The 26,028-nt window shown below is 58.2% G+C and carries 27 protein-coding genes; 16 read left to right on the top strand and 11 right to left on the bottom strand.

The annotated features are described in order from the left end of the window. Positions 1-8: 8 nt before the first annotated feature. Positions 9-536: a DUF3087 domain-containing protein gene (locus tag QOM10_RS11795; RefSeq protein WP_316918113.1), complete on the bottom strand. Its 528-nt coding sequence runs from the start codon at positions 534-536 to the stop codon at positions 9-11. Positions 537-759: 223 nt separating this feature from the next. On the opposite strand from QOM10_RS11795, the gene ppnN reads away from it, so the two are divergent. Beyond that, complete coding sequence (ppnN, locus tag QOM10_RS11790) at positions 760-2,133, top strand: nucleotide 5'-monophosphate nucleosidase PpnN (RefSeq protein ID WP_150751861.1); 1,374 nt, start codon at positions 760-762, stop codon at positions 2,131-2,133. A gap of 119 nt (positions 2,134-2,252) precedes the next feature. Here the strand turns inward: ppnN and QOM10_RS11785 are convergent, their stop codons facing one another. From QOM10_RS11785 to QOM10_RS11775, 3 genes are all read right to left on the bottom strand, one after another. Then, the gene (locus tag QOM10_RS11785) at positions 2,253-2,591 is read right to left on the bottom strand and encodes a hypothetical protein (protein ID WP_316918112.1); all 339 of its coding nucleotides are present in this window, start codon (positions 2,589-2,591) and stop codon (positions 2,253-2,255) included. A 135-nt stretch (positions 2,592-2,726) separates the two neighbouring features. Next, positions 2,727-4,121, bottom strand: coding sequence for an FAD/NAD(P)-binding protein (locus QOM10_RS11780; RefSeq protein ID WP_316918111.1), 1,395 nt, complete (start codon positions 4,119-4,121; stop codon positions 2,727-2,729). Beyond that, positions 4,122-4,685 carry a helix-turn-helix domain-containing protein gene (locus tag QOM10_RS11775; RefSeq protein WP_127926819.1) on the bottom strand — a complete coding sequence of 188 codons (564 nt, stop codon included), beginning with the start codon at positions 4,683-4,685 and terminating at the stop codon, positions 4,122-4,124. It abuts the gene before it with no gap. 85 nt (positions 4,686-4,770) lie between these two features. Between QOM10_RS11775 and QOM10_RS11770 the strand changes: the two genes are divergently transcribed. From QOM10_RS11770 to QOM10_RS11740, 7 genes are all read left to right on the top strand, one after another. After that, on the top strand, positions 4,771-5,706 hold the full coding sequence (locus QOM10_RS11770) for a DMT family transporter (protein WP_150773917.1): 936 nt from the start codon (positions 4,771-4,773) through the stop codon (positions 5,704-5,706). A 247-nt stretch (positions 5,707-5,953) separates the two neighbouring features. Next, on the top strand, positions 5,954-8,872 hold the full coding sequence (locus QOM10_RS11765; RefSeq protein WP_127926817.1) for a monovalent cation/H+ antiporter subunit A: 2,919 nt from the start codon (positions 5,954-5,956) through the stop codon (positions 8,870-8,872). Beyond that, positions 8,872-9,216, top strand: a complete 345-nt coding sequence (locus QOM10_RS11760; RefSeq protein WP_007910763.1) for a Na+/H+ antiporter subunit C — start codon at positions 8,872-8,874, stop codon at positions 9,214-9,216. Before QOM10_RS11765 ends, QOM10_RS11760 begins: the two co-directional genes overlap by 1 nt. Further along, entirely contained in the window at positions 9,213-10,892 is a 1,680-nt protein-coding gene (locus tag QOM10_RS11755; protein WP_316918110.1) for a monovalent cation/H+ antiporter subunit D, read from the top strand. Before QOM10_RS11760 ends, QOM10_RS11755 begins: the two co-directional genes overlap by 4 nt. Next, a complete protein-coding gene (locus QOM10_RS11750) occupies positions 10,889-11,377 on the top strand; it encodes a Na+/H+ antiporter subunit E (protein WP_160039453.1) in 489 nt (162 codons plus the stop codon). Before QOM10_RS11755 ends, QOM10_RS11750 begins: the two co-directional genes overlap by 4 nt. After that, positions 11,374-11,652: a K+/H+ antiporter subunit F gene (locus QOM10_RS11745; RefSeq protein WP_007910754.1), complete on the top strand. Its 279-nt coding sequence runs from the start codon at positions 11,374-11,376 to the stop codon at positions 11,650-11,652. Before QOM10_RS11750 ends, QOM10_RS11745 begins: the two co-directional genes overlap by 4 nt. Further along, entirely contained in the window at positions 11,649-12,011 is a 363-nt protein-coding gene (locus tag QOM10_RS11740; protein WP_122600082.1) for a Na+/H+ antiporter subunit G, read from the top strand. Before QOM10_RS11745 ends, QOM10_RS11740 begins: the two co-directional genes overlap by 4 nt. A 109-nt stretch (positions 12,012-12,120) precedes the next feature. Here the strand turns inward: QOM10_RS11740 and QOM10_RS11735 are convergent, their stop codons facing one another. After that, positions 12,121-12,561 (bottom strand): DUF3995 domain-containing protein, encoded by a 441-nt coding sequence (locus QOM10_RS11735; RefSeq protein WP_127926813.1) that lies wholly within the window; start codon positions 12,559-12,561, stop codon positions 12,121-12,123. Between the two features lie 94 nt (positions 12,562-12,655). On the opposite strand from QOM10_RS11735, the gene QOM10_RS11730 reads away from it, so the two are divergent. Both QOM10_RS11730 and QOM10_RS11725 read left to right on the top strand, forming a co-directional pair. Beyond that, the gene (locus QOM10_RS11730) at positions 12,656-13,042 is read left to right on the top strand and encodes a DUF2946 domain-containing protein (protein ID WP_316918109.1); all 387 of its coding nucleotides are present in this window, start codon (positions 12,656-12,658) and stop codon (positions 13,040-13,042) included. A 92-nt stretch (positions 13,043-13,134) separates the two neighbouring features. After that, positions 13,135-15,267: a TonB-dependent receptor gene (locus QOM10_RS11725; RefSeq protein ID WP_316918108.1), complete on the top strand. Its 2,133-nt coding sequence runs from the start codon at positions 13,135-13,137 to the stop codon at positions 15,265-15,267. A gap of 89 nt (positions 15,268-15,356) precedes the next feature. On the opposite strand, the gene QOM10_RS11720 is transcribed toward QOM10_RS11725, so the two are convergent. From QOM10_RS11720 to QOM10_RS11710, 3 genes are all read right to left on the bottom strand, one after another. Further along, complete coding sequence (locus QOM10_RS11720) at positions 15,357-16,373, bottom strand: ABC transporter substrate-binding protein (protein WP_316918107.1); 1,017 nt, start codon at positions 16,371-16,373, stop codon at positions 15,357-15,359. Positions 16,374-16,500: 127 nt separating this feature from the next. Beyond that, positions 16,501-16,698 carry a hypothetical protein gene (locus tag QOM10_RS11715; protein ID WP_150693539.1) on the bottom strand — a complete coding sequence of 66 codons (198 nt, stop codon included), beginning with the start codon at positions 16,696-16,698 and terminating at the stop codon, positions 16,501-16,503. After that, positions 16,695-17,144, bottom strand: a complete 450-nt coding sequence (locus QOM10_RS11710; RefSeq protein WP_193559253.1) for a hypothetical protein — start codon at positions 17,142-17,144, stop codon at positions 16,695-16,697. The genes QOM10_RS11715 and QOM10_RS11710 overlap by 4 nt, the downstream gene beginning before the upstream one ends. Positions 17,145-17,567: 423 nt before the next feature. Between QOM10_RS11710 and QOM10_RS11705 the strand changes: the two genes are divergently transcribed. Next, positions 17,568-17,819 carry a hypothetical protein gene (locus QOM10_RS11705; protein WP_127926808.1) on the top strand — a complete coding sequence of 84 codons (252 nt, stop codon included), beginning with the start codon at positions 17,568-17,570 and terminating at the stop codon, positions 17,817-17,819. Positions 17,820-17,867: 48 nt separating this feature from the next. After that, complete coding sequence (locus QOM10_RS11700; protein ID WP_127926807.1) at positions 17,868-18,104, top strand: DUF2789 family protein; 237 nt, start codon at positions 17,868-17,870, stop codon at positions 18,102-18,104. 6 nt (positions 18,105-18,110) lie between these two features. Here the strand turns inward: QOM10_RS11700 and QOM10_RS11695 are convergent, their stop codons facing one another. The 3 genes from QOM10_RS11695 to QOM10_RS11685 form a co-directional block, all read right to left on the bottom strand. After that, complete coding sequence (locus tag QOM10_RS11695; RefSeq protein WP_122600076.1) at positions 18,111-18,314, bottom strand: hypothetical protein; 204 nt, start codon at positions 18,312-18,314, stop codon at positions 18,111-18,113. 113 nt (positions 18,315-18,427) lie between these two features. Next, positions 18,428-19,651, bottom strand: a complete 1,224-nt coding sequence (locus QOM10_RS11690; protein WP_410479221.1) for a methyl-accepting chemotaxis protein — start codon at positions 19,649-19,651, stop codon at positions 18,428-18,430. A 609-nt stretch (positions 19,652-20,260) separates the two neighbouring features. Then, entirely contained in the window at positions 20,261-20,665 is a 405-nt protein-coding gene (locus tag QOM10_RS11685) for a TraR/DksA family transcriptional regulator (protein WP_003225981.1), read from the bottom strand. Positions 20,666-21,066: 401 nt separating this feature from the next. Between QOM10_RS11685 and QOM10_RS11680 the strand changes: the two genes are divergently transcribed. The 4 genes from QOM10_RS11680 to QOM10_RS11665 all read left to right on the top strand — a co-directional run bounded on the left by QOM10_RS11680 (position 21,067) and on the right by QOM10_RS11665 (position 25,982). After that, positions 21,067-21,975 (top strand): MurR/RpiR family transcriptional regulator, encoded by a 909-nt coding sequence (locus QOM10_RS11680; protein ID WP_316918105.1) that lies wholly within the window; start codon positions 21,067-21,069, stop codon positions 21,973-21,975. 61 nt (positions 21,976-22,036) lie between these two features. Further along, positions 22,037-22,642: a glutathione S-transferase gene (locus tag QOM10_RS11675; RefSeq protein ID WP_316918104.1), complete on the top strand. Its 606-nt coding sequence runs from the start codon at positions 22,037-22,039 to the stop codon at positions 22,640-22,642. A 2-nt stretch (positions 22,643-22,644) separates the two neighbouring features. Beyond that, positions 22,645-23,763 (top strand): DNA alkylation repair protein, encoded by a 1,119-nt coding sequence (locus tag QOM10_RS11670; protein WP_316918103.1) that lies wholly within the window; start codon positions 22,645-22,647, stop codon positions 23,761-23,763. 173 nt (positions 23,764-23,936) lie between these two features. After that, positions 23,937-25,982, top strand: coding sequence for a P-loop ATPase, Sll1717 family (locus QOM10_RS11665; protein ID WP_150751992.1), 2,046 nt, complete (start codon positions 23,937-23,939; stop codon positions 25,980-25,982). Positions 25,983-26,028 lie beyond the last annotated feature (46 nt).

Genomic DNA, 26,028 nt, shown 5'->3' with positions numbered 1-26,028 from the left:
CGGACGTTTCAGCGCGAAGTTGGCTTCAACGCCTCCAGCCAGGACGGATCCAGACGCGTCTGCTCGGTGTCGAGACCCAGCACCTGCATCCGTTCCTTGTGCGCCTCGACTTCCCGCCACAGCTGCCCATGATCGCTGGAGTTACCGTCCAGTTCGTGCATTTGCGTCAACCCCAAGTGGTAGAAACGCAAAACCTTCATCGCCACCGGATCGTTCTGCTCCACCGCCGCCGTCACCTGATGCATCACATTGGTGATGCTCATCAGGTTGCGCTTGAGTCGCCAGCTATACACCGCTGGCGCCATCCAGCGCTGATTCCAGAAGCGCCCGCGCAGTAACCCCGCAGTCAGCAGAAATGCCAGAAAAACCCCGCCGACATTGAAGCGCAGGTTATCGCCGCCAGGTTCGCCGAACAACGCCACCGCCACGCTCGAGAACAACATCGCCAGCACCAGGAACAGCACGGCGATGATGATCGTGCTGCGTCGGGTCTGCTGGCGAAAGGTGGCGGCATCCATCGGCTGAATCTCGAACATCACAAATGACTTCCTTGAGCGACAAAAGGGCTAACAGAAAAAAGCGGCCGGGGCATTATCGCCTCTACGACGGATTTAGCTATGCTGGGGCTCCTCTTCATCTTTTCAGCGTCCAAAGGGGACATGGCGGTATAGCGCAGATCGTGCCATCTTCATTCATGGATACACACTATTCGGATGCCATTGCTCAGCTTCGTGATGACATCGTTTTAAGGATCATTGCATGACCCAACGACACGTAATCAACGCCTCGGTCAGCCCGAAAGGCAGCCTGGAAACCCTTTCTCAACGTGAAGTTCAGCAACTGAGCGAAGCCGGATCCGGCAGCACCTACACCCTCTTCCGCCAGTGCGCCCTGGCCATCCTCAACACCGGCGCCCATGTCGATAACGCCAAGACTATCCTTGAAGCCTACAAGGACTTCGAAATCCGCATTCACCAACAGGATCGCGGCGTGCGCCTGGAGCTGCTGAACGCTCCGGCCGACGCCTTCGTCGACGGCGAAATGATCGCCAGCACCCGCGAAATGCTCTTCAGCGCCCTGCGCGACATCGTCTACACCGAAAACGAACTCGACAGCCAACGCATCGACCTCAGCACCTCGCAAGGCATCAGCGACTACGTCTTCCACCTGCTGCGCAACGCACGCACTCTGCGTCCCGGCGTCGAGCCGAAAATCGTTGTGTGCTGGGGCGGTCACTCGATCAACACCGAAGAATACAAATACACCAAGAAAGTCGGCCACGAACTGGGCCTGCGCAGCCTCGACATCTGCACCGGTTGCGGCCCGGGCGTGATGAAAGGCCCGATGAAAGGCGCAACCATCGCCCACGCCAAACAGCGTATTCACGGCGGTCGTTATCTCGGCCTGACCGAGCCGGGCATCATTGCCGCCGAAGCGCCGAACCCGATCGTCAACGAGCTGGTGATTCTGCCGGACATCGAAAAACGTCTGGAAGCCTTCGTGCGTGTCGGCCACGGCATCATCATCTTCCCGGGCGGTGCGGGTACGGCGGAAGAGTTCCTCTACCTGCTGGGCATACTGATGCACCCTGACAATAAAGGGCTGCCGTTCCCGGTGGTCCTCACCGGACCGAAACATGCGGCGCCGTATCTGGAACAGCTCGACGCCTTCGTCACCGCCACCCTGGGTGAAGCAGCCAAGCAACACTACGAAATCATCATCGACGACCCGGCCGAAGTGGCACGGCAGATGACTCAGGGGCTGAAAGCGGTTAAGCAGTTCCGCCGCGAGCGCAACGACGCGTTCCACTTCAACTGGCTGCTGAAAATCGACGAAGGCTTCCAGCGCCCGTTCGATCCGACCCACGAAAACATGGCCAACCTGAAACTGCACCGCGACCAGCCACCGCACGAACTGGCGGCGAACCTGCGTCGGGCGTTCTCCGGCATTGTCGCCGGTAACGTCAAGGACAAGGGCATTCGCCTGATCGAAGAACACGGGCCGTACCAGATCCGTGGTGATGCGGCGATCATGCAACCGCTCGATGCGCTGCTCAAAGCCTTCGTCGCCCAGCACCGGATGAAACTGCCGGGCGGCGCGGCGTATGTGCCTTGCTATAGGGTGGTGGCGTAACACTTACAGCACACCCAAAACCTTGGGAGCTGTTTTGCCAGCGATCAAAGTTAGACTCCCATTGACATGCGGCGCCCTAAACGCCGGATGCCAATGGATTCTCCAGACAGACATCTAACCTAATGGGTAATTTCGTACTTCGTAAAAGGTGCGTCCACTGGATTTCCGCCCAAATTCACCCTATAGGCAAACTCAGCGCCCTGCGGGCCTATGTTTTTCAGTAAGTCTGCGCGAGACACCTTTATTTCGATAGTCTCCGAATGAGGAGTGGTACCGGTAAATCTTTCACCGATCAACTTGCCATCTAAAACAACCTGAACGAAAAATGGGGTAATGGGACCATCCTCCGCCAGAGGACCCGGCGGGATCCGTGCAGTAGCGCCATCTGGGACATCGGTCAGTTTTATGATGCCGTCTACAGCTTCGTTGATTACAAGTGGTTCAAGAGCCTTAGCCATCTCTTTATTCCTTTAAAAATTGGTTGAGCACGCGAAGCTATCGCGTACGAAGCGATTAGGCCCATGCCGGCGAAGATCCACAACTGTCAGAAATTACAGGTGGGGTCTTTATTCCGACCAACGGCAACCTCGGCTTTAACGCACCAGTCGTAAAGCCAACGCCTTCGCCTGCAACGCCACATCCGTCACCGCCGTGCTCTCCCACGACATCCCGCGCAATGGCGGCCCCATGGCAAACAATCGGTCAGCCGCAAGCCCTTCGGCATCCAGCACCGCACCATCCACCGCCGCCGCAATCCCCAACGCCAACGGTCCCGGCTGCACCAGACCGCGCGCCAGCACCTGTTGCGGCAACGGTCGCGCCACCCGACGCCAGTCGTATTCGATGCCACTGGAGTTGACCAACGCGGCGCCCTGCACCACGCAGGTTTGCGACTCACCGCGACGTCGAATGCGAATACTCACACCACCTTCCACATTTGGCTCCAGCCCCTTGAACGACGCCGCCTGAATGCGCAATCGCCCTTCTTTGTGCAATCGCTCAACCAGCTTCGCGCTCAACGGCGGTGAACGGTGATGATGGCTTTCCCACCACGGCCGAACATGCCGTACGAATTGTCGACGCTGCCGGTCAGTCGCCTGACTCCACAACCGGGCGATGTGTACGCGGACTGTGTCCAGCGGGGCCTGCCAATCGATGCCTTGGGCAACAGCGTCTAGGCACTGCCGGCGTAATTCACGGAGCAACTGCCGTGGTGTGCGAATGCCGTGATTTTTACCCAGAAAATCCACCCAGGCCGGCGGTTGTCGGCGTACATGGGGCAACAAACCATGGCGGGAAAACACTTCAATCGGCCCGCGATGCCCGGCTTGCTCCAGCGATACCACGGCATCGACCATGGTCAGGCCGGAGCCAATGATCATCACGGTGGATTGCGGATCGAGCTGGCGCATGGCCGCGACATCCCAAGGATCGAGCGCGGTGGCGTTGAGACCGCTGGAGGTTTTCTGCGGGGTTCGCGCGGCAGGGAACATTCCAGTCGCCAAGACCGCGTAGCCACCGCGCAGTGCCTGACCATTGCTCAGTGTGAGCTGCACCGAATCGGCCTCGACTTGCAGGTCGACGACCTCCGCGCGAATGTGTTCAACGCTCGAACCATAACGCGCCCCGACAGTGCGCGCTTCAGCCAGATGTTGCTGCACATAGACACCAAACAAACCACGCGGCGGGAACAGTTCGCTGACCGGCACATCCTGCTCGGCCGATTCAGGCCAGCCACCACCGGCAATGTGCTCGGTCAGCCATTGCGTCAAATCATCAGGATTATCCGGATCAACACTCATGCGTGCGGCGTTGCCATTGAGTGTGTGACCCAACTCGACCGCGCTGTACGCCTCGCCCCGTCCCAGTTCCGCACGCGGTTCAACGATCAAGACCTTGCGCCGGCCAGGCAGACGCAATAATTGCACCGCCAGCATCGTGCCACTGAGGCCACCACCGATAATCAGGATGTCTGCGCTCTGACTCATTCAAATCACCACATTACGCACAAACCGCGCCGCAACTTCCCCATCATTGCGATAGGAATGCGGCTGATTGCTGGCAAACATGAAAAACTCGCCCGTGCCGATGTGCTGCGGCTGATCGCCGAGCATCAGGGTCAGGCAACCTTCAAAGACGAAAATCTGCTCGCTCCAGCCCTCGGCATCCGCTTGCGACGGATAGACCTCGCCGGGTTGCAGGCACCACTCCCATTGCTCGACTTCGCGGGTCGCCGTGGCTTTGGAAAGCAACACCGCTTTGCTGCCCGGGTGGGTGCCCGCCCATGCCACCTCGTTGATGCGGCTCGGGTCGCGGGCATCTGGCGCCTGGATCAGATCGCTGAACGCCACATCAAGCGCCTCGGCGACGCGATCCAGCGTGGTCAGGCTGACATTCTTCTCGCCCGCCTCGATCGCCACCAGCATGCGCCGGCTGACCCCGGATTTTTCCGCCAGCGCAGTCTGGCTCATGTCGGCGGCATGACGTAGGCGTCGCACATTCAGGCTGACGTGTTGCAGGACGGACGCCCGTTGCGTTGAATCTTTGTGCACTATATTGCTCACTCGGTGAGGTTGGGCAGTATACTGCGCAACGTTGGGCGCATTGTGCGGCCTCCTTTTTATAGTGCGCAAGGTCATGACGTCGCAGAACAGCTCCCCCACTCCCCTTCGTTTCTCTCGTTTCAGCAAAGCCGAGTGCGTGCTGGTGCTGATCACCATGATCTGGGGCGGTACTTTCCTGCTGGTTCAGCATGCGATGACCGTCAGCGGCCCGATGTTTTTTGTCGGCCTGCGCTTCGCCGCTGCGGCGGCTATCGTCGCACTGTTCTCATGGCGTCATCTGCGCGAACTGACGCTGTTCGAACTCAAGGCTGGCGCCTTCATCGGCGTGGCGATCATGCTCGGTTACGGCCTGCAGACGGTCGGTTTACAAACGATCCCGAGCAGTCAGTCGGCGTTCATCACCGCGTTGTATGTGCCGTTCGTGCCTTTGCTGCAATGGCTGGTGCTGGGGCGACGCCCGGGATTGATGCCCAGCATCGGCATCATGCTGGCATTTACCGGGTTGATGTTGTTGTCGGGGCCGTCCGGGGCTGCGCTGAATTTCAGTCCGGGCGAAATCGCCACGCTGATCAGCGCTATTGCCATTGCCGCCGAAATCATTCTGATCAGCACCTACGCCGGCCAGGTGGATGTGCGCCGAGTGACTGTCGTGCAATTGGCAACCACATCGGTGCTGTCGTTCCTGCTGGTGGTGCCGACCGGTGAAGCCATTCCGGATTTTTCCTGGACCTTGCTGGTGACTGCGCTGGGATTGGGCGCAGCGAGCGCAGCGATTCAGGTGGCGATGAACTGGGCGCAGAAGAGTGTTTCGCCAACTCGGGCGACGTTGATCTATGCGGGCGAGCCGGTGTGGGCCGGGATTGTCGGGCGGATTGCCGGAGAGCGCTTGCCGGCGATTGCGCTGGTGGGTGCGGGGTTGATTGTGGCGGCGGTGATTGTCAGTGAGTTGAAGACCAAGGGTAAGGTTGCGGAAGCCGAAGCGGAGCTGGAGCGGGAAGCACAGGGATAAAGCTCCGAAATCTTCACAGTCTGAATTATTGCTATCGCGAGCAGGCTCACTCCTACAGGGGAACGCATTCCAAATGTAGGCCTTCGCCTGCTCGCGATGAGGCCATTCCAAGCAACATCGACCTTCCTGAAACAATGCCAAACAGAAAATTCCAGACTACTTTGTAGGATTCTGAGACATCCTGGCGTTTGGTGATCGGGGAGCTGGCACGTATGATGCTTCACAAACTTCCGCAGATTAGAAGCCTATGTCCCTGATAGTTCTACTGCTTCTGCCATTCATTGGCAGCTGTCTGGCAGCGGTGCTGCCTCACAATGCGCGTAATACCGAGTCCCTGTTGGCTGGCCTGGTCGCTTTGATCGGTACCGTCCAAGTCGCGCTGTTGTACCCACAAATCGCCCACGGCGGTGTGATCCGCGAAGAGTTCATGTGGCTGCCCAGCCTCGGTCTGAACTTCGTTCTGCGCATGGACGGCTTCGCCTGGCTGTTCTCGATGCTGGTGCTGGGCATCGGCACCCTCGTCTCTTTATATGCCCGTTATTACATGTCGCCGGACGATCCGGTGCCGCGTTTCTTCGCCTTTTTCCTGGCATTCATGGGCGCCATGCTCGGTCTGGTGATCTCCGGCAATCTGATTCAGATCGTGTTTTTCTGGGAGCTGACCAGCCTCTTCTCGTTCCTGTTGATCGGCTATTGGCACCACCGCGCGGACGCCCGTCGCGGCGCCTACATGGCGCTGATGGTCACTGGTGCCGGCGGATTATGCCTGCTGGCGGGGGTCATGATTCTCGGCCATGTCGTCGGCAGCTATGACCTCGACAAGGTCCTGGCCGCCGGCGACATGATTCGTGCACACGCCCTCTACCCTATTCTCCTTCCTCTGATTCTTATCGGCGCACTCAGCAAAAGTGCGCAGTTCCCTTTCCACTTCTGGTTGCCGCACGCAATGGCGGCGCCGACACCGGTTTCTGCCTATCTGCATTCGGCAACCATGGTCAAGGCCGGGGTGTTCTTGCTCGCGCGTCTGTGGCCATCGCTGTCTGGCAGTGAAGAATGGTTCTACATCGTCAGCGGGGCCGGCGCGTGTACGCTGTTGCTCGGCGCGTATTGCGCGATGTTCCAGAACGACCTCAAAGGTCTGCTCGCTTACTCGACTATCAGCCATCTCGGCTTGATCACCCTGTTGCTGGGCCTGAACAGTCCGCTGGCTGCCGTGGCGGCGGTGTTCCACATCCTCAACCACGCTACGTTCAAGGCTTCGCTGTTCATGGCCGCTGGCATCATCGACCACGAAAGCGGCACCCGCGATATCCGCAAACTCAGCGGCCTGATCAAACTGATTCCATTCACCGCGACGCTGGCCATGGTTGCCAGCGCCTCGATGGCCGGGGTGCCGTTGCTCAACGGCTTCCTGTCGAAAGAAATGTTCTTCGCTGAAACCGTGTTCATCAACGCCACGGCGTGGGTCGAAGCGGCGCTGCCGATTGTCGCGACCATCGCCGGCACATTCAGCGTTGCCTACTCGCTGCGCTTCACCGTCGATGTGTTCTTCGGCCCGCCGGCCACCGACCTGCCGCACACCCCGCACGAGCCGCCGCGCTGGATGCGGGCGCCGGTCGAGTTGCTGGTGTTCACTTGCTTGCTGGTGGGGATTTTCCCGGCGCAGATCGTCGGCCCGTTGCTCGCCGCCGCCGCGCTGCCAGTGGTTGGCGGCACTTTGCCGGAATACAGCCTTGCGATCTGGCACGGTCTGAACGCACCGATGATCATGAGCCTGATCGCCATGTCAGGCGGCATCATTGTCTATCTGTTGCTGCGCAATCAGCTCAAGCGCGGACGCTTCAAGTACCCGCCGTTGGTTGGCCGCTTCAACGGCAAGCGCCTGTTCGAGCGCAGCCTGGTGGTGATGATGCGCATGGCCCGGCGCGCAGAGCGGCGACTCGGCACCAAGCGTCTGCAGATGCAATTGTTCCTGATGGTGTTGGCGGCCGTGCTCGCCGGCCTGATTCCGATGCTGCACAGCAGCCTGAGCTGGGGCGACCGGCCGAAGATTCCCGGCTCGATCGTCTTTGTGACCTTGTGGCTGCTGGCGATTGCCTGTGCCCTCGGCGCCGCGTGGCAGGCCAAGTATCACCGTCTCGCCGCTTTGACCATGGTCAGCGTCTGCGGCTTGATGACCTGCGTGACTTTCGTCTGGTTCTCCGCGCCCGATCTGGCGCTGACGCAACTGGCGGTAGAAGTGGTCACCACCGTGCTGATCCTGCTCGGCCTGCGCTGGTTGCCACGCCGTATCGAAGAAGTCTCGCCACTGCCAAGCAGCCTGCGCAAGGCACGCATTCGTCGTCTGCGCGACTTGCTGCTGTCGATTGCCGTCGGTGGTGGCATGGCGCTGCTGTCCTACGCGATGCTCACGCGGCAGACGCCGAACGACATCTCTTCGTTCTACCTCAGCCGCGCCATGCCCGAGGGCGGTGGCAGCAACGTGGTCAACGTGATGCTGGTGGATTTCCGTGGCTTCGACACCCTCGGCGAAATCACCGTGCTGGTCGCCGTGGCGCTGACCGTGTTCGCTCTGCTGCGGCGTTTCCGCCCACCGAAAGAAAGCCTGCAACTGCCCGCCCAGCAACGCTTGCTGGCGCCGGACGTGGTCACCGATCTGGTCAACCCGCGTTCGGCTAGCGACACCGCACTCGGCTTCATGATGGTGCCGGCAGTGCTGGTTCGCCTGTTGCTGCCGATTGCGCTGGTGGTGTCGTTCTACCTGTTCATGCGCGGGCACAACCAACCGGGTGGCGGTTTCGTCGCCGGTCTGGTGATGTCGGTGGCGTTCATCCTGCAATACATGGTCGCCGGTACACAGTGGGTCGAGGCGCAAATGAGTCTGCGGCCGCTGCGCTGGATGGGCACCGGGTTACTGTTCGCCACCGCCACCGGCCTGGGGGCGATGCTGGTCGGCTATCCGTTCCTCACCACGCACACCTGGCATTTCACTTTGCCAGTGCTGGGTGACATCCATATCGCCAGCGCGCTGTTCTTCGACGTTGGCGTGTACGGCGTGGTGGTCGGTTCGACCTTGTTGATCCTCACCGCCCTCGCCCACCAATCGGTGCGGGGTCACAAGACCGCATCGCTGCCCAAGTCCGTCGCCAGCAAAGGAGCCGTCTGATGGAAGAAGTCATCGCAATCGCCATCGGCGTGCTCGCCGCGTCCGGCGTCTGGTTGATCCTGCGCCCACGGACGTTCCAGGTGGTCATGGGCCTGTGCCTGCTGTCGTACGGCGTCAACCTGTTCATCTTCAGCATGGGCAGCCTGTTTATCGGCAAGGAGCCGGTGATCAAGGACGGCGTCACCCAGGATTTGCTGCACTACACCGACCCGCTGCCACAGGCACTGGTACTCACCGCGATCGTCATCAGCTTCGCCATGACCGCGCTGTTCCTCGTCGTTCTGCTCGCCTCGCGCGGCCTGACCGGCACCGACCACGTCGACGGCCGGGAGCCTAAAGAATGATGGCGATGACTCACCTGATCGCCGCACCGATTCTGCTGCCGCTGCTGACCGCCGCCATCATGCTGATGCTCGGCGAGCGGCACCGACCGCTGAAGGCAAAAATCAACCTGTTCTCCAGCCTCGTCGGCCTGTTCATTTCGGTGCTGTTGCTGCAATGGACGCAAACCAACGGCGTGCCCGGCTCCATTGGCGTGTACCTGCCGGGTAACTGGCAGGCACCGTTCGGCATTGTGCTGGTGGTCGATCGACTGTCGGCGCTGATGCTGGTGCTGACCGGGATCATCGGCGTCAGCGCCCTGCTGTTTGCCATGGCCCGGTGGGACGGCGCCGGTTCGAGCTTCCACGCGCTGTTCCAGATTCAGTTGATGGGTCTTTACGGCGCGTTCCTGACCGCAGACCTGTTCAACCTGTTCGTGTTCTTCGAAGTGTTGCTCGCCGCGTCCTATGGCCTGTTGCTGCACGGCTCGGGGCGGGCGCGGGTGTCATCGGGGCTGCATTACATTTCGATCAACCTGCTCGCCTCATCGCTGTTCCTGATTGGCGCGGCACTGATCTACGGTGTCACTGGCACGCTGAACATGGCCGATCTGGCGCTGAAGATTCCGCTGGTGCCGGAAGCCGACCGGGGCTTGCTCCACGCCGGCGCCGGGATTCTCGCCGTCGCGTTCCTGGCCAAGGCCGGCATGTGGCCGCTGAACTTCTGGCTCGTGCCAGCCTATTCCTCGGCCAGTGCGCCGGTGGCGGCGATGTTCGCGATCATGACCAAGGTCGGCGTCTACACCTTGCTGCGCCTGTGGACCCTGCTGTTCTCTGGGCAAGCCGGTGCCTCGGCGTTCTTTGGCGGCGAATGGCTGATCTACGGCGGCATGGCGACCATGGCCTGCGCGGCGCTGGCAATTCTCGCCGCACAACGCCTGGAGCGTATGGCCAGCCTGAGCATTCTGGTGTCGGCGGGGATTCTGCTGTCGGCAATCGGGTTCGCCCAGCCGAACCTGATCGGCGCGGCGCTGTTCTATCTGGTCAGCTCGACTCTGGCGTTGAGTGCACTGTTCCTGCTGGCCGAGTTGATCGAACGTTCGCGCTCGGCCAATGAAATCCCGCTGGAAGACGAAAGCGAACTGCTGCCGCGCCCGCAGGAATCCCTGCAACCGCCCAAAGGCATCAACCTCGACGACGAGCAAAAAGCTGTGGTCGGGCAGGTCATCCCGTGGACCATGGCGTTTCTCGGCCTGAGCTTTATTGCTTGCGCGCTGCTGATCATCGGCATGCCGCCGCTGTCCGGTTTTATCGGCAAACTGAGCCTGATCGGTGCATTGCTCAATCCGCTGGGCATAGGCACTGGTGCGCCGATTTCCAACGCGGCTTGGGCATTGCTGGCGCTGCTGATCCTCACCGGACTGGCGTCGTTGATGGCGTTCTCGCGCCTCGGCATCCAGCGCTTCTGGACCCCGGAGGAGCGCCCTTCGCCGCTGCTGCGCAAACTCGAATGCGCGCCGATCTTCCTGTTGCTGGGACTGAGCATCGTCCTGACCTTCAAGGCTGAACCCCTGTTGCGTTACACCCAGGCCACCGCCGAGGCGTTGCACAACCCGCAGCAGTACGTGATGGCGGTGCTCGGCACCCGTGCCGTACCGAGTCCGGAAGCGAAAGCCGCGATGCTGGAGGTGCAGCCATGAACCGTGTGTTTCCTGCACCGCTGCTGTCGTTGGCACTTTGCGCCTTGTGGCTGACCCTGAACCTGTCGATCAGCCCGGGCAACCTGTTGCTCGGCGCGATACTAGGCTTTGCCGCTCCGTTGATGATGCGCAAATTGCGCCCGAAACGAGCGCGCATTCGCCGGCCGGGGACGATCCTGCGCCTGTTCCTGGTCGTGGGCCGTGATGTGGTGATGTCCAACCTGATCGTCGCCTGGGGCGTACTGAATGCCGGTCGTCGCCCTCCGCGCTCGGGCTTTGTCAAAGTACCGCTGGACCTGCGCGATGCCCATGGCCTGGCGACCCTGGCGATGATCTGCACAGTGGTGCCCGGCACAGTGTGGTCAGAGCTGGCGCTGGATCGCAGCATTCTGCTGCTGCACGTCTGGGATCTGGATGACGAAGCGCAATTCATCGAGCACTTCAAGAGCACCTACGAACGGCCGTTGATGGAGATTTTCGAATGAGCCCATTACTGTCGAACGCGATTCTGCTAACGCTGTTCCTGTTCTCGCTGGCGATGGTGCTGACCCTGGTGCGCCTGTTCAAAGGCCCGTCGGCACAGGATCGGGTATTGGCGCTGGACTACCTGTACATCGTCGCCATGCTGATGATGCTGACCCTGGGTATTCGTTATTCCAGTGACACTTACTTCGAAGCGGCGCTGCTGATTGCGCTGTTCGGCTTCGTCGGCTCGTTTGCCCTGGCGAAATTCCTGCTGCGTGGCGAGGTGATCGAATGAATGCTGAATTGTCTCTGTGGGTCGAAATTCCGGTGGCGATCCTGCTGGTGCTCAGCGGTCTGTTTGCGTTGATCGGCGCGATCGGGTTACTGCGCATGAAGGATTACTTCCAGCGCATGCACCCGCCGGCGCTGGCTTCAACGCTGGGGGCATGGTGTGTGGCGCTGGCGTCGATCATCTGCTTTTCGGCGTTGAAATCCGGTCCGGTGGTGCATGCCTGGCTGATTCCGATATTGCTGGCGATCACTGTGCCGGTGACTACTTTGCTGCTGGCGCGGGCGGCATTGTTCCGCAAGCGCATGGCTGGGGATGATGTGCCGGCCGAGGTCAGTAGCCGCCGTACCGAGAGTGGTAGCTGAAGATTTGTAGCGGCTGATATGACGCCATCGCGAGCAGGCTCACTCCTACAGGGGAACGCATTCCAAATGTAGGAGTGAGCCTGCTCGCGATGGCGATATCCGACTCACCTCAAACCCAAGCCACCGCCAACAACCCCGCCCCCAGAACCGCACACAACGGCGAATACACCCAGGTGTCGAGCCGCGCAAACCGCGAGTCCTTCACTTCCTTGAAGAACCCGACCAGATTCGAATCACCAATCGCCCGGGCAAACATCAACAGCGCAATTGCGCTGATCACCCATTGCAGCGCCTTGTGCGTCACCGCCGGCATGCCCCAGCCAACTCGCATGCACACCAATGCCGCAATCACCAACAGCGCCGCCGCCACGATCAACGTGAGCCAGCCCGAAGGCTTGAACGCCGGTCGCACCGTTGCGACCAATCCACGCACCGGCACCTGCGGCACGACTACTGCCGCCGCCCATTGCCCGCCCAGCGCCCAATACACATGCATCAAGGCGATCACCGCGAAAGTAGTCACCAGCCATTGAGCCAACACAAAGGTCATGGTTGAAATCCTTGGAAAGGGATTTGAACAAATCATCCTAGTCGGATTTTTTTCAAGTGCACGACCGATCAGCGGTACGGTAAAGTGCCGCCCCATGAAATTCTCCCGTTCCGATCGCTCACTGCTGGCCTGGATGCTTTATTGCTGCGTCCTGTTCAACGTGTTCGCCTGCAGCATCGGTCACGGACAAATGGTCGGCATGCAACTCAACGGCATCGGCGGCCAGTTCTGTACAGTCGACCCGGCCACTCAAGCGCCGCTCGCCAGCAATCCCACCGAAGAACAATTGCCGACCCTGTCCAAGGCGTTTGGCTGCCCGCTGTGCTCGGTCGGCGGCATGGGCCCAGCGTTCAATTCCAGCCTGACCCTGGCAATCCTGCCGGAACAGCACAGCCCGCCGCTGGCGCCCATCGTCAGCGCCGACCTACCTGCCCGCTTCACCTGGCCTTCGGCCAACCCTCGCGCCCCACCGCTCGCCTGAGTGTCTTTGCCTTTTTGATTTGTCAGCCCACTGCGCCAACGCGCGGCGTTCGCCTGTGCGCTGACTCCTAGACAAGCATTCAGGATTCAATGATGAAACAACTCACTTTGCTGGCGAGCCTGTGCGGCTGCCTGTCCATCAACGTCTGGGCGCAATCCACCGTGGATCTGGCGCCGATCACCATCGACGGTGAATCCGGCGCAGAACCGGGCCTGAGCCTCGACCAGTCCAGCGGCATGGCCTCACGCCTCGGCTTGAGCGTGCGCGACACACCGGCTTCAGTGGCCATCGCCAATCGCAACGACATCGAGCGCCACGGCGCACAGAACTTCCAGGACGCCGCCAACACCCTGCCCGGGGTCAACGCCAGCGCTCCGCCGGGTTTTGGTGGATTCGTTTCCTATCGCGGTTTCACCAGTAGCCAGATCACCCAGATGTTCAACGGCGTCAACGTTTCCGGTGGCCTCGCCCGTCCTGTCGATTCGTGGATCTACGACCGAGTGGAATTGGTCGGCGGCCCGTCATCGCTGATCAACGGCGCCGGTTCGGTCGGCGGTTCGCTGAACTACGTGACCAAACTGGCCAGCCGCGACGAACAAGCTGTTGAAGGCCGGGTCAGCTACGGAACCTACGACACCACCGAAACCGCGTTCGGCCTCAACCACGCCTTGACCGAACCGGGCTCCGACGTGCAGCACTACGCGCGACTCGACGTCAGCCACAACACCAGCAACGGCTACATCGACCGCCAGGAGCGCGATGCCTGGAGCGTGGCGTTCTCGCTGCTCAGCGACCTTACACCCGACCTGTCGCACACCCTTGCCCTGGAATATCAGGACGAACACGAGGACAGCCCCTACTGGGGCACGCCGGTGCTCAATCCCAAGGCCGGCGAGTTGAAGATCGATAAACACAACCGCTTCAACAACTACAACGTCGAGGACGGTCGTTACGAGCAGCGAACGATCTGGGTCCGTTCGATCATCGACTACCGGATCAACGACAGCACCACCCTGCGCAATACGCTGTATCACCTCGACAGCCAGCGCGATTACCGCAACCTCGAAACCTATCAGTACAACGCCGACAACACCGCGGTGAATCGCTCCACCGCGTATCAAGTACGCCATCAGGGCGAGCAGAACGGCAACCAGTTCGAGCTGCGCCACGACAACACGCTGTTCGGTCTCGACACGACGTGGTCGGGTGGCTTTGAATACAAGGTCAACCAGACCACCAACTCGCCGCTGAACATCAAAGGTCCGAGCACGGTGGATCCGAACAACTACCGTCCGGGGCATTTCTACGACATTCCCGGCACCAACCCGAAATTGATCAGCGACAAAACCAACGAGGTCACCACCAAGGCACTGTTCGTGGAAAACCGTTTGGCGTTGACCGACAAACTGTCGCTGCTCACCGGCCTGCGCTATGACGACATTGACCTCGACGTGACCAACCATCGCACCGTGACCGCTGCCAACCCGAAACACCTCAAGCGCAGTTGGGAGCCAGTCACCGGCCGCGCCGGCCTGACCTACCAGTTCATTCCGTCGGCCAACGTCTACGTGCAATACAGCACCGCCGCCGAGCAACCGAATGGCACGCAGAATTTCGACGTCTCGACCGGCAAGCAGTGGGAGATTGGCAGCAAATTTGATTATCTGAACGGGCGCGGCTCGGCGACGATTGCCGCCTACACCATTGAGCGAAAGGACTTCGCCGTGACGGATCCGCTTGATCCGGCCGGCAGTATTCCGGTCGGTCAACAGACGTCGAAAGGGGTGGAAATCGCCAGTTCGTTGCGCATCACTGACAAGTTGCTAGCCGAAGGCAACTTCGCCTGGGTCGACGCGCAGTACGATGATTTCACCGAAAAGAATGCCGCCGGTGCGGTCGTGTCACGCAAGGGCAACACACCGACCAATGTGCCGGATCGGGTCGGTAATCTGTGGCTGACTTATGACTTTTCGCCGCAGTGGCAAGGTGGGGTTGATGCGCGGTATGTGGCGTCGGTGTATGCGGACACGGCCAACACCATGACCGTACCGTCGTACACCTTGTTCGGCAGCTTCCTCAGCTACAAGGTTGATTCGCACACCACCGTGACCGGGCGCTTGCGTAATCTGACCAATGAGGTGTATGCCGAGTTTGCGCATGTTTCGCCGGCGTATTACCTCGGAACACCGCGCACCTTTGAATTGGCGGTGCAAACGAAGTTTTAAAAGCATCGCGAGCAGGCTCACTCCTACAGGGGAATGCATTCCAAATGTAGGCCTTCGCCTGCTCGCGATGAGGCCAGCCGCATCAGCCTCTATTTCAAATCAGCCGAAACCTTCTCCGCCACATCCTTCGGCAACCAGGCCTGCCACACATCCGGGTGGGCCTTCATGAACGCCACCGCCGCATCACGCGGCGCCGTGTGCTTCTCGCTCATCTCGGCCAATGCCTTGTTCAACGGTTCGATCGGAAAATCCACTTTGCTGAAAAACTCGGCAATCTGCGGATACTGCTTCTGAAACGGCGTAGACACACCGATCGATAGCTTCGAGGCCAGTGACCGAGTGGGTTTCGGATTGGGATTATCGGCGTCAGTCAGGGTCTTCCACGCTTCGGCGTCAAACGGCGGCTCTTCAAGTTGCACCAGTTTGAATTTGCCAAGCAACGGCGTGGGCGACCAGTAGTAAAACAACACCGGCTTGCCGCGACGAATCGATGAGCTGATCTCGGCATCCAGCGCCGCGCCCGAGCCACTGCGGAAGTTGGTGTAATCGTCCTGCAGACCATAAGCGGTCAACTTCTGCTTGTTGACCACTTCCGAGGTCCAGCCGATTGGACTGTTGAGGAACCGTCCCTTGCTCGGGTTTTCCGGATCCTTGAACACGTCCTTGTACTTTTTCAGATCACTGACACTGCGCAGATCCGGTGCCAGCGGCTTGATGCCCTTGGCCGGGTCGCCCTTGATCACGTACTCCGGCACCCACCAACCCTCGGTCGCGCGCTTGACCGTATCGCCCAGGCTGACGACTTTGCCTTCGGCTTCGGCCTTGACCCATACCGGACTGCGCCCGGCCCATTCTTCGCCAATGACCTGAATGTCATTGTTGGCCAGTGCGGTTTCCAGAGTAATGGTGGTGCCAGGCAACGTATCGGTCGGCAGTCCGTAACCCTTCTCGACGATGATCCGCAATACATCGGTAATCAGACTACCGCTTTCCCAGTTCAGGTCAGCAAAGTGGATCGGCGCCTGGGCGGCCGTCACCGATTGCGCTGATGTCAGCAAACCGAACGTGGCCACGCTGGCGGCCAATAACCGTCGAAATCCGTTCATGCATTGCACCTCGTGCTGTTCACAGCAATGGCAGGTTGGCCTGACAGAAGACCGCAAGCCTCTGAATACTCAGTCAACTGACTGTAGCCGAGGTTCCTGCTTTTTCCGGGCCGCGCTCCGGACGAGGTTATGAATCAGACTTTTCCTGCAGGCTTTGCAGCTCGCGTCTGACCATGCTGGCGTATTCCGCGGGACGCAATTGATAAATCTGCGCAGCCACCCAGTTCAGCCAGGCGCCCTGCAACTCGGCCTTGGCGGTAAACAAACGCCGAGCCTCCTCGCGCGCCGTGTCGAGGTTCTGCGAATGAAAATCCGAGCGGCTCACTCGCTGGCCTTGAACGTCACCAGCTCACCCTTGCGCCACTTGGCGGCTTTGGCGGTAACGGCTTTGAGGGTCTTGGTCAGCCCTTCCTGCAACTGCTGGCTGGCCGCAAACACGGTCACCACGCTGTGACCTTCCTTGAACAGGATCGCGTGCCCGTCGGCAGTGTCGACAAAGGCGTAATCGCCCAGTCCATACACCGTGAGTTTGATTTCGCGAAAACGGATATCCATCTTGCCGCCTTCGCGGCTGGGCAAGACCGATGCACTGAAATGATCGCCAACCTTGAGCTTGAGCCCCGGTTTGTCATCGACCACCAAGGCGCTTTCGGTGTCGATCTCGGCCACGTAAATGCCTTCAGCGTTCTGTTCGGTGATGTAAACAAAACGCGACTGGAACAGCTTGACCAGCTTTGCACGCAAATCACCCAACACGAACAAAGCATGCATATCGAGATTACTGACTGCCAAAGAAACATCCCCACATCTGAAAAAACCGCACACGGAAAACGCGCACGGCATAAAAAAAGCCAGGCCGATGTAACTACCAGATGACTCAAATAAAAACCCGAATCGAGCAGAGTGCTGATTCAGCGCGAGGTCCGTAAGACTACTGGATTGTCACTCGCGAAACTCATCCCTTTTTCGCCAAAGCTTGAAGGAAAAATCCTCACCGCTGGCAAGAGCTGTCTGACTACGAACTTTAGGGAAAATTCTCACGAAAAAAAGCACTTTTCCGACATATCGCTGGCGAAAAATTGCTTTAGATAAGCCCTGTCGTCAACAGGTACTGGCGATTCTAGAGCAGCGATGCTCATTCCGACTACCCGAAACGGCCTGTAAACATCGGCCAACTGATGAAAAGGACTTCATATGTGCACTCGGACTCACTTTGCCATGACCACAGACGCCCGGATCGAATCACCGCTGATCCTGCGTGCCACTGATATGAACGACCATTGCCCACGCTTTCAAGTCGTACCGGCCGGCAACGCCTTCTTCCACATAAAGGAAACATCGACCGGCCGTGTAAGAGGTTTCCGCGAAGATCACAACGAAGCCTGCGCCCTCGCCCGCTCACTGGAGTCAAAGATCGAACTACTGGCGAGTGGTTGCCTCAGATAAAGAGAGCGAACGACCGCGCCATACCGGTGCCCACCGAAGGAGTACACGATGGAACTGCCAGCATACGATCTGAAAACCCTGTTCGATCAACTGGGGTTGCCTTCAGACGATAACGCAATCGACGATTTCATCGAGGCGCATCCACTGGACGCCAACACCAAACTGATCGACGCCGACTTCTGGTCACCGCAACAGGCGCAATTGCTCAAGGAATGGTTAAGGGCCGATGGTGAAGAAGCGGTAATGGTCGATGAACTGAATGTACGCCTGCACCGTGGCAAGTAGTCCTGATCAGTGCAGGCTGTCACTCGGTTCGGCATGCAGTTGTGCAAGCCACGCAGCCTTGCACTCCTCGGCCTCGTCGCGGCTGGCAAACGCCGTGCCGCGACGCTCGCCATTGAGCAACACCACCCAGCAGACGCTCCGACCCATTGCGCGCAATCCGGCAGGCACGCCACTGCCGATCATCACGGCGACATCAACTCTGCACTGCATGCAGCCCTCCCGAAATCATTAGCACCCTAACTAAGCGGGCAGGTTAATGGTTTCTTGCGGGCGGAAACAGCAAGCTCCGTGCACAGATTCATTGCACCGGAGGTAACAATCCCTCAGCGCGGACTTTCCGGCTTATAGCCCAGACGCAATCCACCCCAGTGCCGGCCCTTGATCATGATCGGCACCGACAGATCATGCATCAGCTCACCGGTGTCGCGGGTGTAAGTCTGCAACAACACCGGTTGTTGATGGCTGCCGCAGCGAATACCGGTGCGGTCGGCAAACTTGCGCTTGGTGCGGTTGTTCACCGCATCGACCTGAGCATCGCCAGTCAACGGCTGACTGAACAGCTGATTGTGCGTCGGCACATAACCCTGCTGCGTACAGGCAATGGCGAACACCAACCCCTCGTGACGCGGCAACAAGGGCTCCTGAATCGCCGGCAGCACCTGATCGGTGTATCGGTCGAAACGGGTCTGAAATTTCGCCGGCTGCGTATTCGGGATCGGCTGATACTGGCGGTCGAACAAGTCTTCAAGGCTGATTCGCCCCTGCTCGACATCCGCCTCGAATCGCGCAGCAATCTGGCTTGCGCCTTCGCGGGCCAGATCGTAAATGCGCTGGTGATAGTCATCCAGCCCGACTTCGGCCAGACGCTCGCTGATGGTTTCCGCCTGCCCTTCCATTTGCACGGCGGCTGCAGCGAGACGGCGAGTCTGTTGATCGCTGATCGCCAGGTCGCTACGCATCTGCTCGATAGCCTTGAACAGGCTGTCGAGTTGTTCGCGATTGGTTTCCGCGCCTTGGGCGATTTCACCGACCTGGGTTTCCACCCCGGCGGCCAGTCGCGCGATGTTCTCCAGATGCTGACCGGTGTGTTCGACCTGCTCGACACCGGTCTGCAGATCACTCGACAGCTCACGAATCTGCTCCACGACCTGCGCCGTGCGCTGCTGAATGTCAGCCACCATCTCACCGACCTCACCGGTTGCCGAGGCCGTACGCGCCGCCAACCCGCGCACTTCGTCCGCCACCACCGCGAAACCACGACCATGCTCACCGGCCCGCGCCGCTTCGATCGCCGCGTTCAATGCGAGCAGATTGGTCTGGCTGGCAATCGACTGAATCACCAGGGTCACGCGCTGAATGTCGTCGCTGCGCAGGCTCAAGGCTTCGATCAATTCACGGCTGGCATTGGCGCGCTGACTGAGTTGATGCATACGCGCGATCGAATCCACCAGTTCCGTGCGCCCCGCTGCGCTGCTGTGATGCGCCTGGCTGGCCGCCTCAAGCGCTGCACGGCTGAGCTGTGAAGTGGCGTGTTCAGTCGCGATCATCACCTCGGCGTTGCTGACAATTTGCGCTGCCGCATCGAGTTGCGATTCGAGTTTGCTCGCCAGCTCCTTGACCGAAAACGCCACGCCCGCCGCCGACAAAGCGTTATGGCTGGTGGTGTAGGAAAGGTCGCGGGTCAGTTCGGACATTGCGCTGCCGCTGTCGGCAGGCTGGGTATCGGGGATGGCGCGAGAGCGCAGGCGCGGTAGCCAGACAATCAGCACCGCCAGCGGCATGCCAATGTACAGCGACCATCCGGCCAGGGACATGCCGGCCAGCAACAGCATCAGGGCGATGCTTTGCAGGGCCGGTGCGATCCAGCGGTTTTTCGGCAAAAGCACTGGTGCAGGCAAAGCCCCAACCAGAGATCCATCTCTCGTCATATCAACACCCCACGCTTGTTCTCATTGTTGTGACTGCATTAAACGCCACTACAACGCCATTATCCATGGTCCGTTAGTCGTGGGGTCTGTAGCAGGTCAATGGAACGGCTCTGGATTGTTGCAGACGAGCAAAAACAAAGATCGCAGCCTCCAGCAACGCCCGTGTGGGAGCTGCCGAAGGCTGCGATCTTTTCAAGGCGCCCCTATCGAAAGGGTCACCTCACAGAATCAGGCCTGACGCTGGTGCTTGTCGATCTGCTCGTGACGCTCTTGAGCTTCGATGCAGTATTTGGTGGTCGGGCTGATCAGCAGGCGCTTCAGGCCAATGGCCTCGCCGCTGTCATCGCACCAGCCAAAGCTGTCTTCCTTGATGCGCTCAAGGGCTTGTTCCAGTTGTGGCAGCATGCGCTGGTCGCGATCGATCGCGTTCACCAGCCAAGTGCGCTCTTCTTCAACCGAAGCCGCGTCCGCCGGGTCAGCCGGGGTGTCCAGGCTTTCGATGGCGATACGGTTTTGCTCAATGCGCTCGTGGGTTTCGACTTTCATGTTCTGCAACAGCTCAGTGAAGAAAGCGTGCTGCTCGGCATTCATGTAGTCATCTGCCGGCATGGCCAGCAACTTGTCCTTTGTCATTGATATCTCTATAAAAAAACGTGCATTAAGGCGAATTAGGGAGCGTTTCGGCGAACCGCGTGCGGTCGGCGAAAAGGCATCGTTTATTGCAAATGCCACCCGGCACTCAATTTACGAGGGGCGGCAGTCTAAGGCCCGAATGAGGCCTCAGCAACTGTAAATACAGGGAATTTGTCCGACAAAGGCCGGAAACTGCTCTGACACAGCGTTTACACGGCCATCGGAGTGCGTTTATAGCAAGAAATTCAGTCGAGCGGCTGTATATAGAAGACAAACGGCTAACCGCGCAGCGTTCAGACGCGATTTTTTACCACGCACTGCATCGTTTCAGCAAAGCAGACCTGCAAAAGCCCCCCTACTATCAGGCCCACCGTGTGATCAACCAGCCTGAAGGATGACCTATGCCCCGCCCCGATCTGCCGGCCACCGACGAGGTTTCACTCGCCAGCCCCCCGATCAATGCCGAGCGCCTGCTGCAACAGATCACCGATGAATACGACGCCCTGCCGCGCCAGCTCAAACGCATCGCCAGCTACATCAGCCAGCAGAGCGACCGGATCATGGTCGACCGCATCAGCGACATCGCCCGCGAGTGCGAGGTCCACCCGTCCGCCATCGTCCGCTTCTCGCAACGCTTCGGTTTTAGCGGCTTCAGCGAAATGCAGGCACTGTTCCGCAGTGCCTACACGCACAAAGCCTCGCCGGTGCAAAACTACCAGCAACGCATCCGCAGCATGATCGCCAACCAGTCGCAGCCAGCCAGCGCCGGCGACCTCGCCCGCGAATGCATCGACGCCACGCGCTCCGGCATCGAACGCCTGGGCCGCGAATTCGACGACGCCGCGTTCGAAAAAGCCGTCGACCTGATCGTCAACGCAGACAACATTTATGTCGTCGGCGTGCGCCGCTCCTTCGCCGTCGCCGACTACCTCGTTTACAACTTGCAACACACTCAGAAACGAATTCATCTGGTGTCCGGGCTAGGCGGCAGTTATCGCGAGCAAATGCGCAGCGTGCGCGCGAACGACCTGGTCATCGCCATCAGCTTCGTGCCCTACGCCAAGGAAACCCAACATTGCCTGCGCTTCGCCCGACAACAGCAGGCCAACACCCTGATCCTCACCGACAGCCACCTCTCGCCGCTGGCGAAACTCGCCCACAGCGTATTGCTGGTCAACGAAGGCAGCGCCCTCGCCTTTCGTTCGCTGAGTGCGACGCTGTGTTTATGTCAGGCGTTGTTTGTGGCGGTGGCGTATCGGCTGGAACTGAATGTCGATGAGATTCACGAACAACCCGGCTTCGACGACTGACAATTGCCTCAACGTCAGCTAGGTTATGCCTTCCCACCGGTTTGACTTGAAGGAACGCGTCATGAAACTGATCGGCATGCTGGACTCCCCTTACGTGCGCCGCGTGGCGATCTCGGCCAAACGCCTTGGCATCGACCTCGAACACGAGTCGGTCTCGGTGTTCCGCCACTTCGAGCAATTCCAGCAGATCAACCCGGTGGTCAAAGCCCCCACACTGATCCTCGACGACGGCGTGGTCCTGATGGACTCGACCCTCATCCTCGATTACCTCGAAGCCAGTTCCGGCAAAAGCCTGCTGCCGACCGATCTGAAACAACGCGCCCACGCCCTGCGCCTGATCGGCCTGAGCCTCGCCGCCTGCGAAAAAGCCGTGCAGCTCTATTACGAACGCAACCTGCGCCCGGCCGACATCCAATACCAGCCGTGGGTCGAACGCGTCGAAGGCCAACTCGCCGCCGCGTTCATCGCCCTCGAGCAAGAACTGGAAAAAAACGGCCTGCCCACCGACGGCACCCTCACCCAGGCCGGCATCAGCCTCGCCGTCGCCTGGAGCTTCACCGGCCTCGTCGTCCCCGACCAGATCGACACCCGCCGCTACCCCCATATGGCCCAATACACCGCCTACGCTGAAACCCTCGAAGCGTTCGTCAGCACCCCGATGACCTGACCATGAGCACCCCCGACACCGCCGCCCCGGCATTAAAGGAAATCTTCAACGCCGAGCGCTTGCAGCACATCGCCAGCGAAATGAGCGCCGTGTACCCGGCGTTCAAGGCCAAGGCGTTTCTCAAACATGCCCAGGACGGACTCGCAGAATTATCAGTGATGCAACGTATGGCGCGTGTCAGCGAAAGCCTGCACGCCGTGTTGCCGCTGGATTACCAAGATTCCCTGGAAGTGCTTTTCGAACTCGCGCCAAGGCTGAACAGCGGATTCGTCAGCATGTGTTTGCCGCACTACGTCGCGAGCTACGGCGGGCACGCGTTCGACACCTCGATGGACGCCCTGAAGTACTTCACCACCTTCGGCTCCTCCGAATTCGCAATCCGCCACTTTTTGCGCAGCGACCTTGAGCGCTCGCTGGAATTGATGCACGACTGGACCCGAGACGAAAACCACCACGTTCGACGACTCGCCAGCGAAGGCACCCGCCCTCGCCTGCCCTGGTCGTTTCGGTTGGACGCGGTGCAGGCGGATCCGCAGTTGGCCGCCGGGATACTCGATCGGTTGAAGGCGGATGAGAGTTTGTACGTGCGCAAATCCGTGGCAAACCATTTGAATGATGTGACGAAGGTGCATCCGGGGTGGGTGTTGGACACGATTGAAGGTTGGTCGCTGGAGAACAAGCACACGGCCTGGATTGCCAAGCATGCGTTGCGGAGTTTGATTAAGCAGGGGGATTTAAGGGCGCTGACGGTGATTGGTGCCGGGGCGAAGGCTGAGGTTGAGTTGTTGGATGTGCGGGTTGAGCCGGCGGTGGTTAGGTTGGGGGAAGCGATTACGTTGTCGTTTGTGGTGAAGTCGACGGTGGCGCATGAGCAGCGGTTGGTGATTGATTATGCGATTGACTATGTGAAGGCGAATGGTGGGGTTTCGGGGAAGGTTTTTAAGTTGAAGACGGTGGTTTTGGTGGGGTTTGGGAGTGTGGTTGTGGGGAGGCGGCAGGTGATTAAGGATTTTACGACGCGGAAGCATTTTGTGGGGCGGCATGGGGTTCGGGTGATGGTTAATGGGGAGGTGTTGGCTACTACCGCTTTCAACATCCCGGAAGGTTCAAACTCCAAATGAAAATAGTGGCAGGGTTAAAAAGTGGTTTGAGCAAGCCAAATTCAGCTAAAAAATACATCAAATAAGAAGTTTGAGTTTTAGTGGTTCATTTGACGCCTGCAGAATCGAAGCTAGCCTTGTGATGGCTCCTTAATAGCAACAATGCATTCGTGAGCACAAGGAGGGTATCAGTGATGGCGAAAATTCAGCTTCCTAAGGACGCATTGCAGCGTATTAAACTCGGCCAAGCATTCGCTGAATACGATATTATCCGCAATGACCATGAGTTATTTGTCACTACACCTGCGACGCTCTCCGCATTAAACCATGATAGCTCGAATTGTTTTTTTGTCGGGCGCAGGGGCGCCGGTAAAACTGCAATCACCTTTGAAGTCGAACGCCGTTTCGCTCGGACAATCAATATTGTCCCCCAAATATTCGACTTACTCACACTACCGTTAGACCATGAACAATTTCTTGACACTAGACAACGCCCATTTAAGTCACTAATGCACTCAATGGAGAGGGCCCTGATCGACGAAGTTATCAAGACTTGGGTGGCAGAGGGCAGCATGAACTTTGAGAAGACCTCTGACACTATAAGGCGAGAAAGAAGCCTAATTGAGGACTGTGACTTTGATCAGCGCGTACTGAATCTCACCGAGGAGATATTCGACGCTTACACTAAAGACAATGATAAATTATGGTTAAGACAAATCAGCAGAAGCAAAAACCTAATTTCAGAAATCAATCAAATATCCACTACAACCCCGCTAAACTACGTACTACTAATAGATCGACTGGATGAATCATGGGATGGCTCGAACAGTGCAATTATATGCTTGATGGCATTAATGCACGCAACAGTTCGATTAATCGCCTCTACCAAACACGTAAAACCCTATGTTTTCATCAGAGAGAATATATATGATCGCATACGTTCTCTTGATAACGAATTTTCTCGCCTCGAAACGTCGGTGGTTTTTTTAGATTGGTCCTCTGAGAAGCTGACTGAGCTTGTTGAGCGCCGACTTGTGAAACCATTTACTACTAAACCAAAACTGGGCGGGGAGGCTTGGGAGTGTTTTTTTGATCCTGAGGGTTTAAAAACAAGCTCTTCATCCGTCATGAGCTTATGTCAAAATCGCCCTCGTGACATTCTGATGCTGACTAGCTACGCCATCGACTCAGCTATTAATCATGGGAATCTTACCGTTAAAGATGCCGACATGGCTGTTGCATCTAAGCGATATAGCACTAGTCGTTTAAAAGACCTTGGAGACGAATACGCAGAAAACTTCCCAAACATCAGTCTTATATTAGAGTATTTCTTTGGACTAGGTAATGAATACACTCTTGTGGCGATTGAAGACTTTATACAAAAATTGCTTGTAACGGAATCAATCAACAAATACTGCAATGCATGGTTTTACGATCATACAACTCCTTTTCGCTTTGTTGAGGTGCTATATGGCATCGGTTTTTTGGGAATCAGAAGAAAAAAAGAGGTTGAGTACAAAGAATCAGGGAAGGATTCTAACGCCAAACCTTCTTTCGACAACAGTTCTACGTTCTTTATTCATCCAACGTATCACGAAGCACTAAACCTTCAACCCTTACTACTCAAAGACCTAAAAGACGAAACCCAACTGAAGAATGAGGGAATCCTTGAGGATTTGCCCGATGCATTTAATCGGGACGAATACAAGGGAGCACTTCAGGAAACACTCGAAAACCTCAGGACCCTCCCGAAAGGTCATTCGGGTGCAAAGGAGTTTGAGGAGATTGTTGGAAACATTATTAAACTTTGCTTTTTTCGATCACTCACAAACGTTCAACCTCGCGAGAGAGACATAGAAGGTACGATAATAAGGGATTGGGTAGCGTCAAATCGTGCTCCTGATGGGTTCTGGGAAGTCATTAGAAACAAATACGGATCTACGCAGATAGTTTGGGAGTGCAAAAACTACGACACTTTGAAGGCAGACGACTTCCATCAATTAAACTACTACCTAAACGACACGTTCGGAAGATTCGGAATTATCGCATTTAGAGGAGAGGAAATCAGGGCGAACTATTATCGCCACATATCAAACATCGTAAACCGAAACAAGTCCGGCATCGTAATTGTATTAACACAAAAGGACCTGGAGGTCTTCCTTCGCCAAGCAATAAAAGGCGCATTTAAAGAATCGCACTTACAAGACAAATACGACCAGACAATAAGGCAAATATCGTGAAGGCTCGGGGACAGCTCACCATCAAAAACTGACGTCCCCTTTTTCG

Source organism: Pseudomonas sp. P108 (assembly GCF_032613195.1).
Classification (GTDB): Bacteria; Pseudomonadota; Gammaproteobacteria; order Pseudomonadales; family Pseudomonadaceae; genus Aquipseudomonas.
This window is presented reverse-complemented; position numbering and strand designations above follow the sequence as displayed.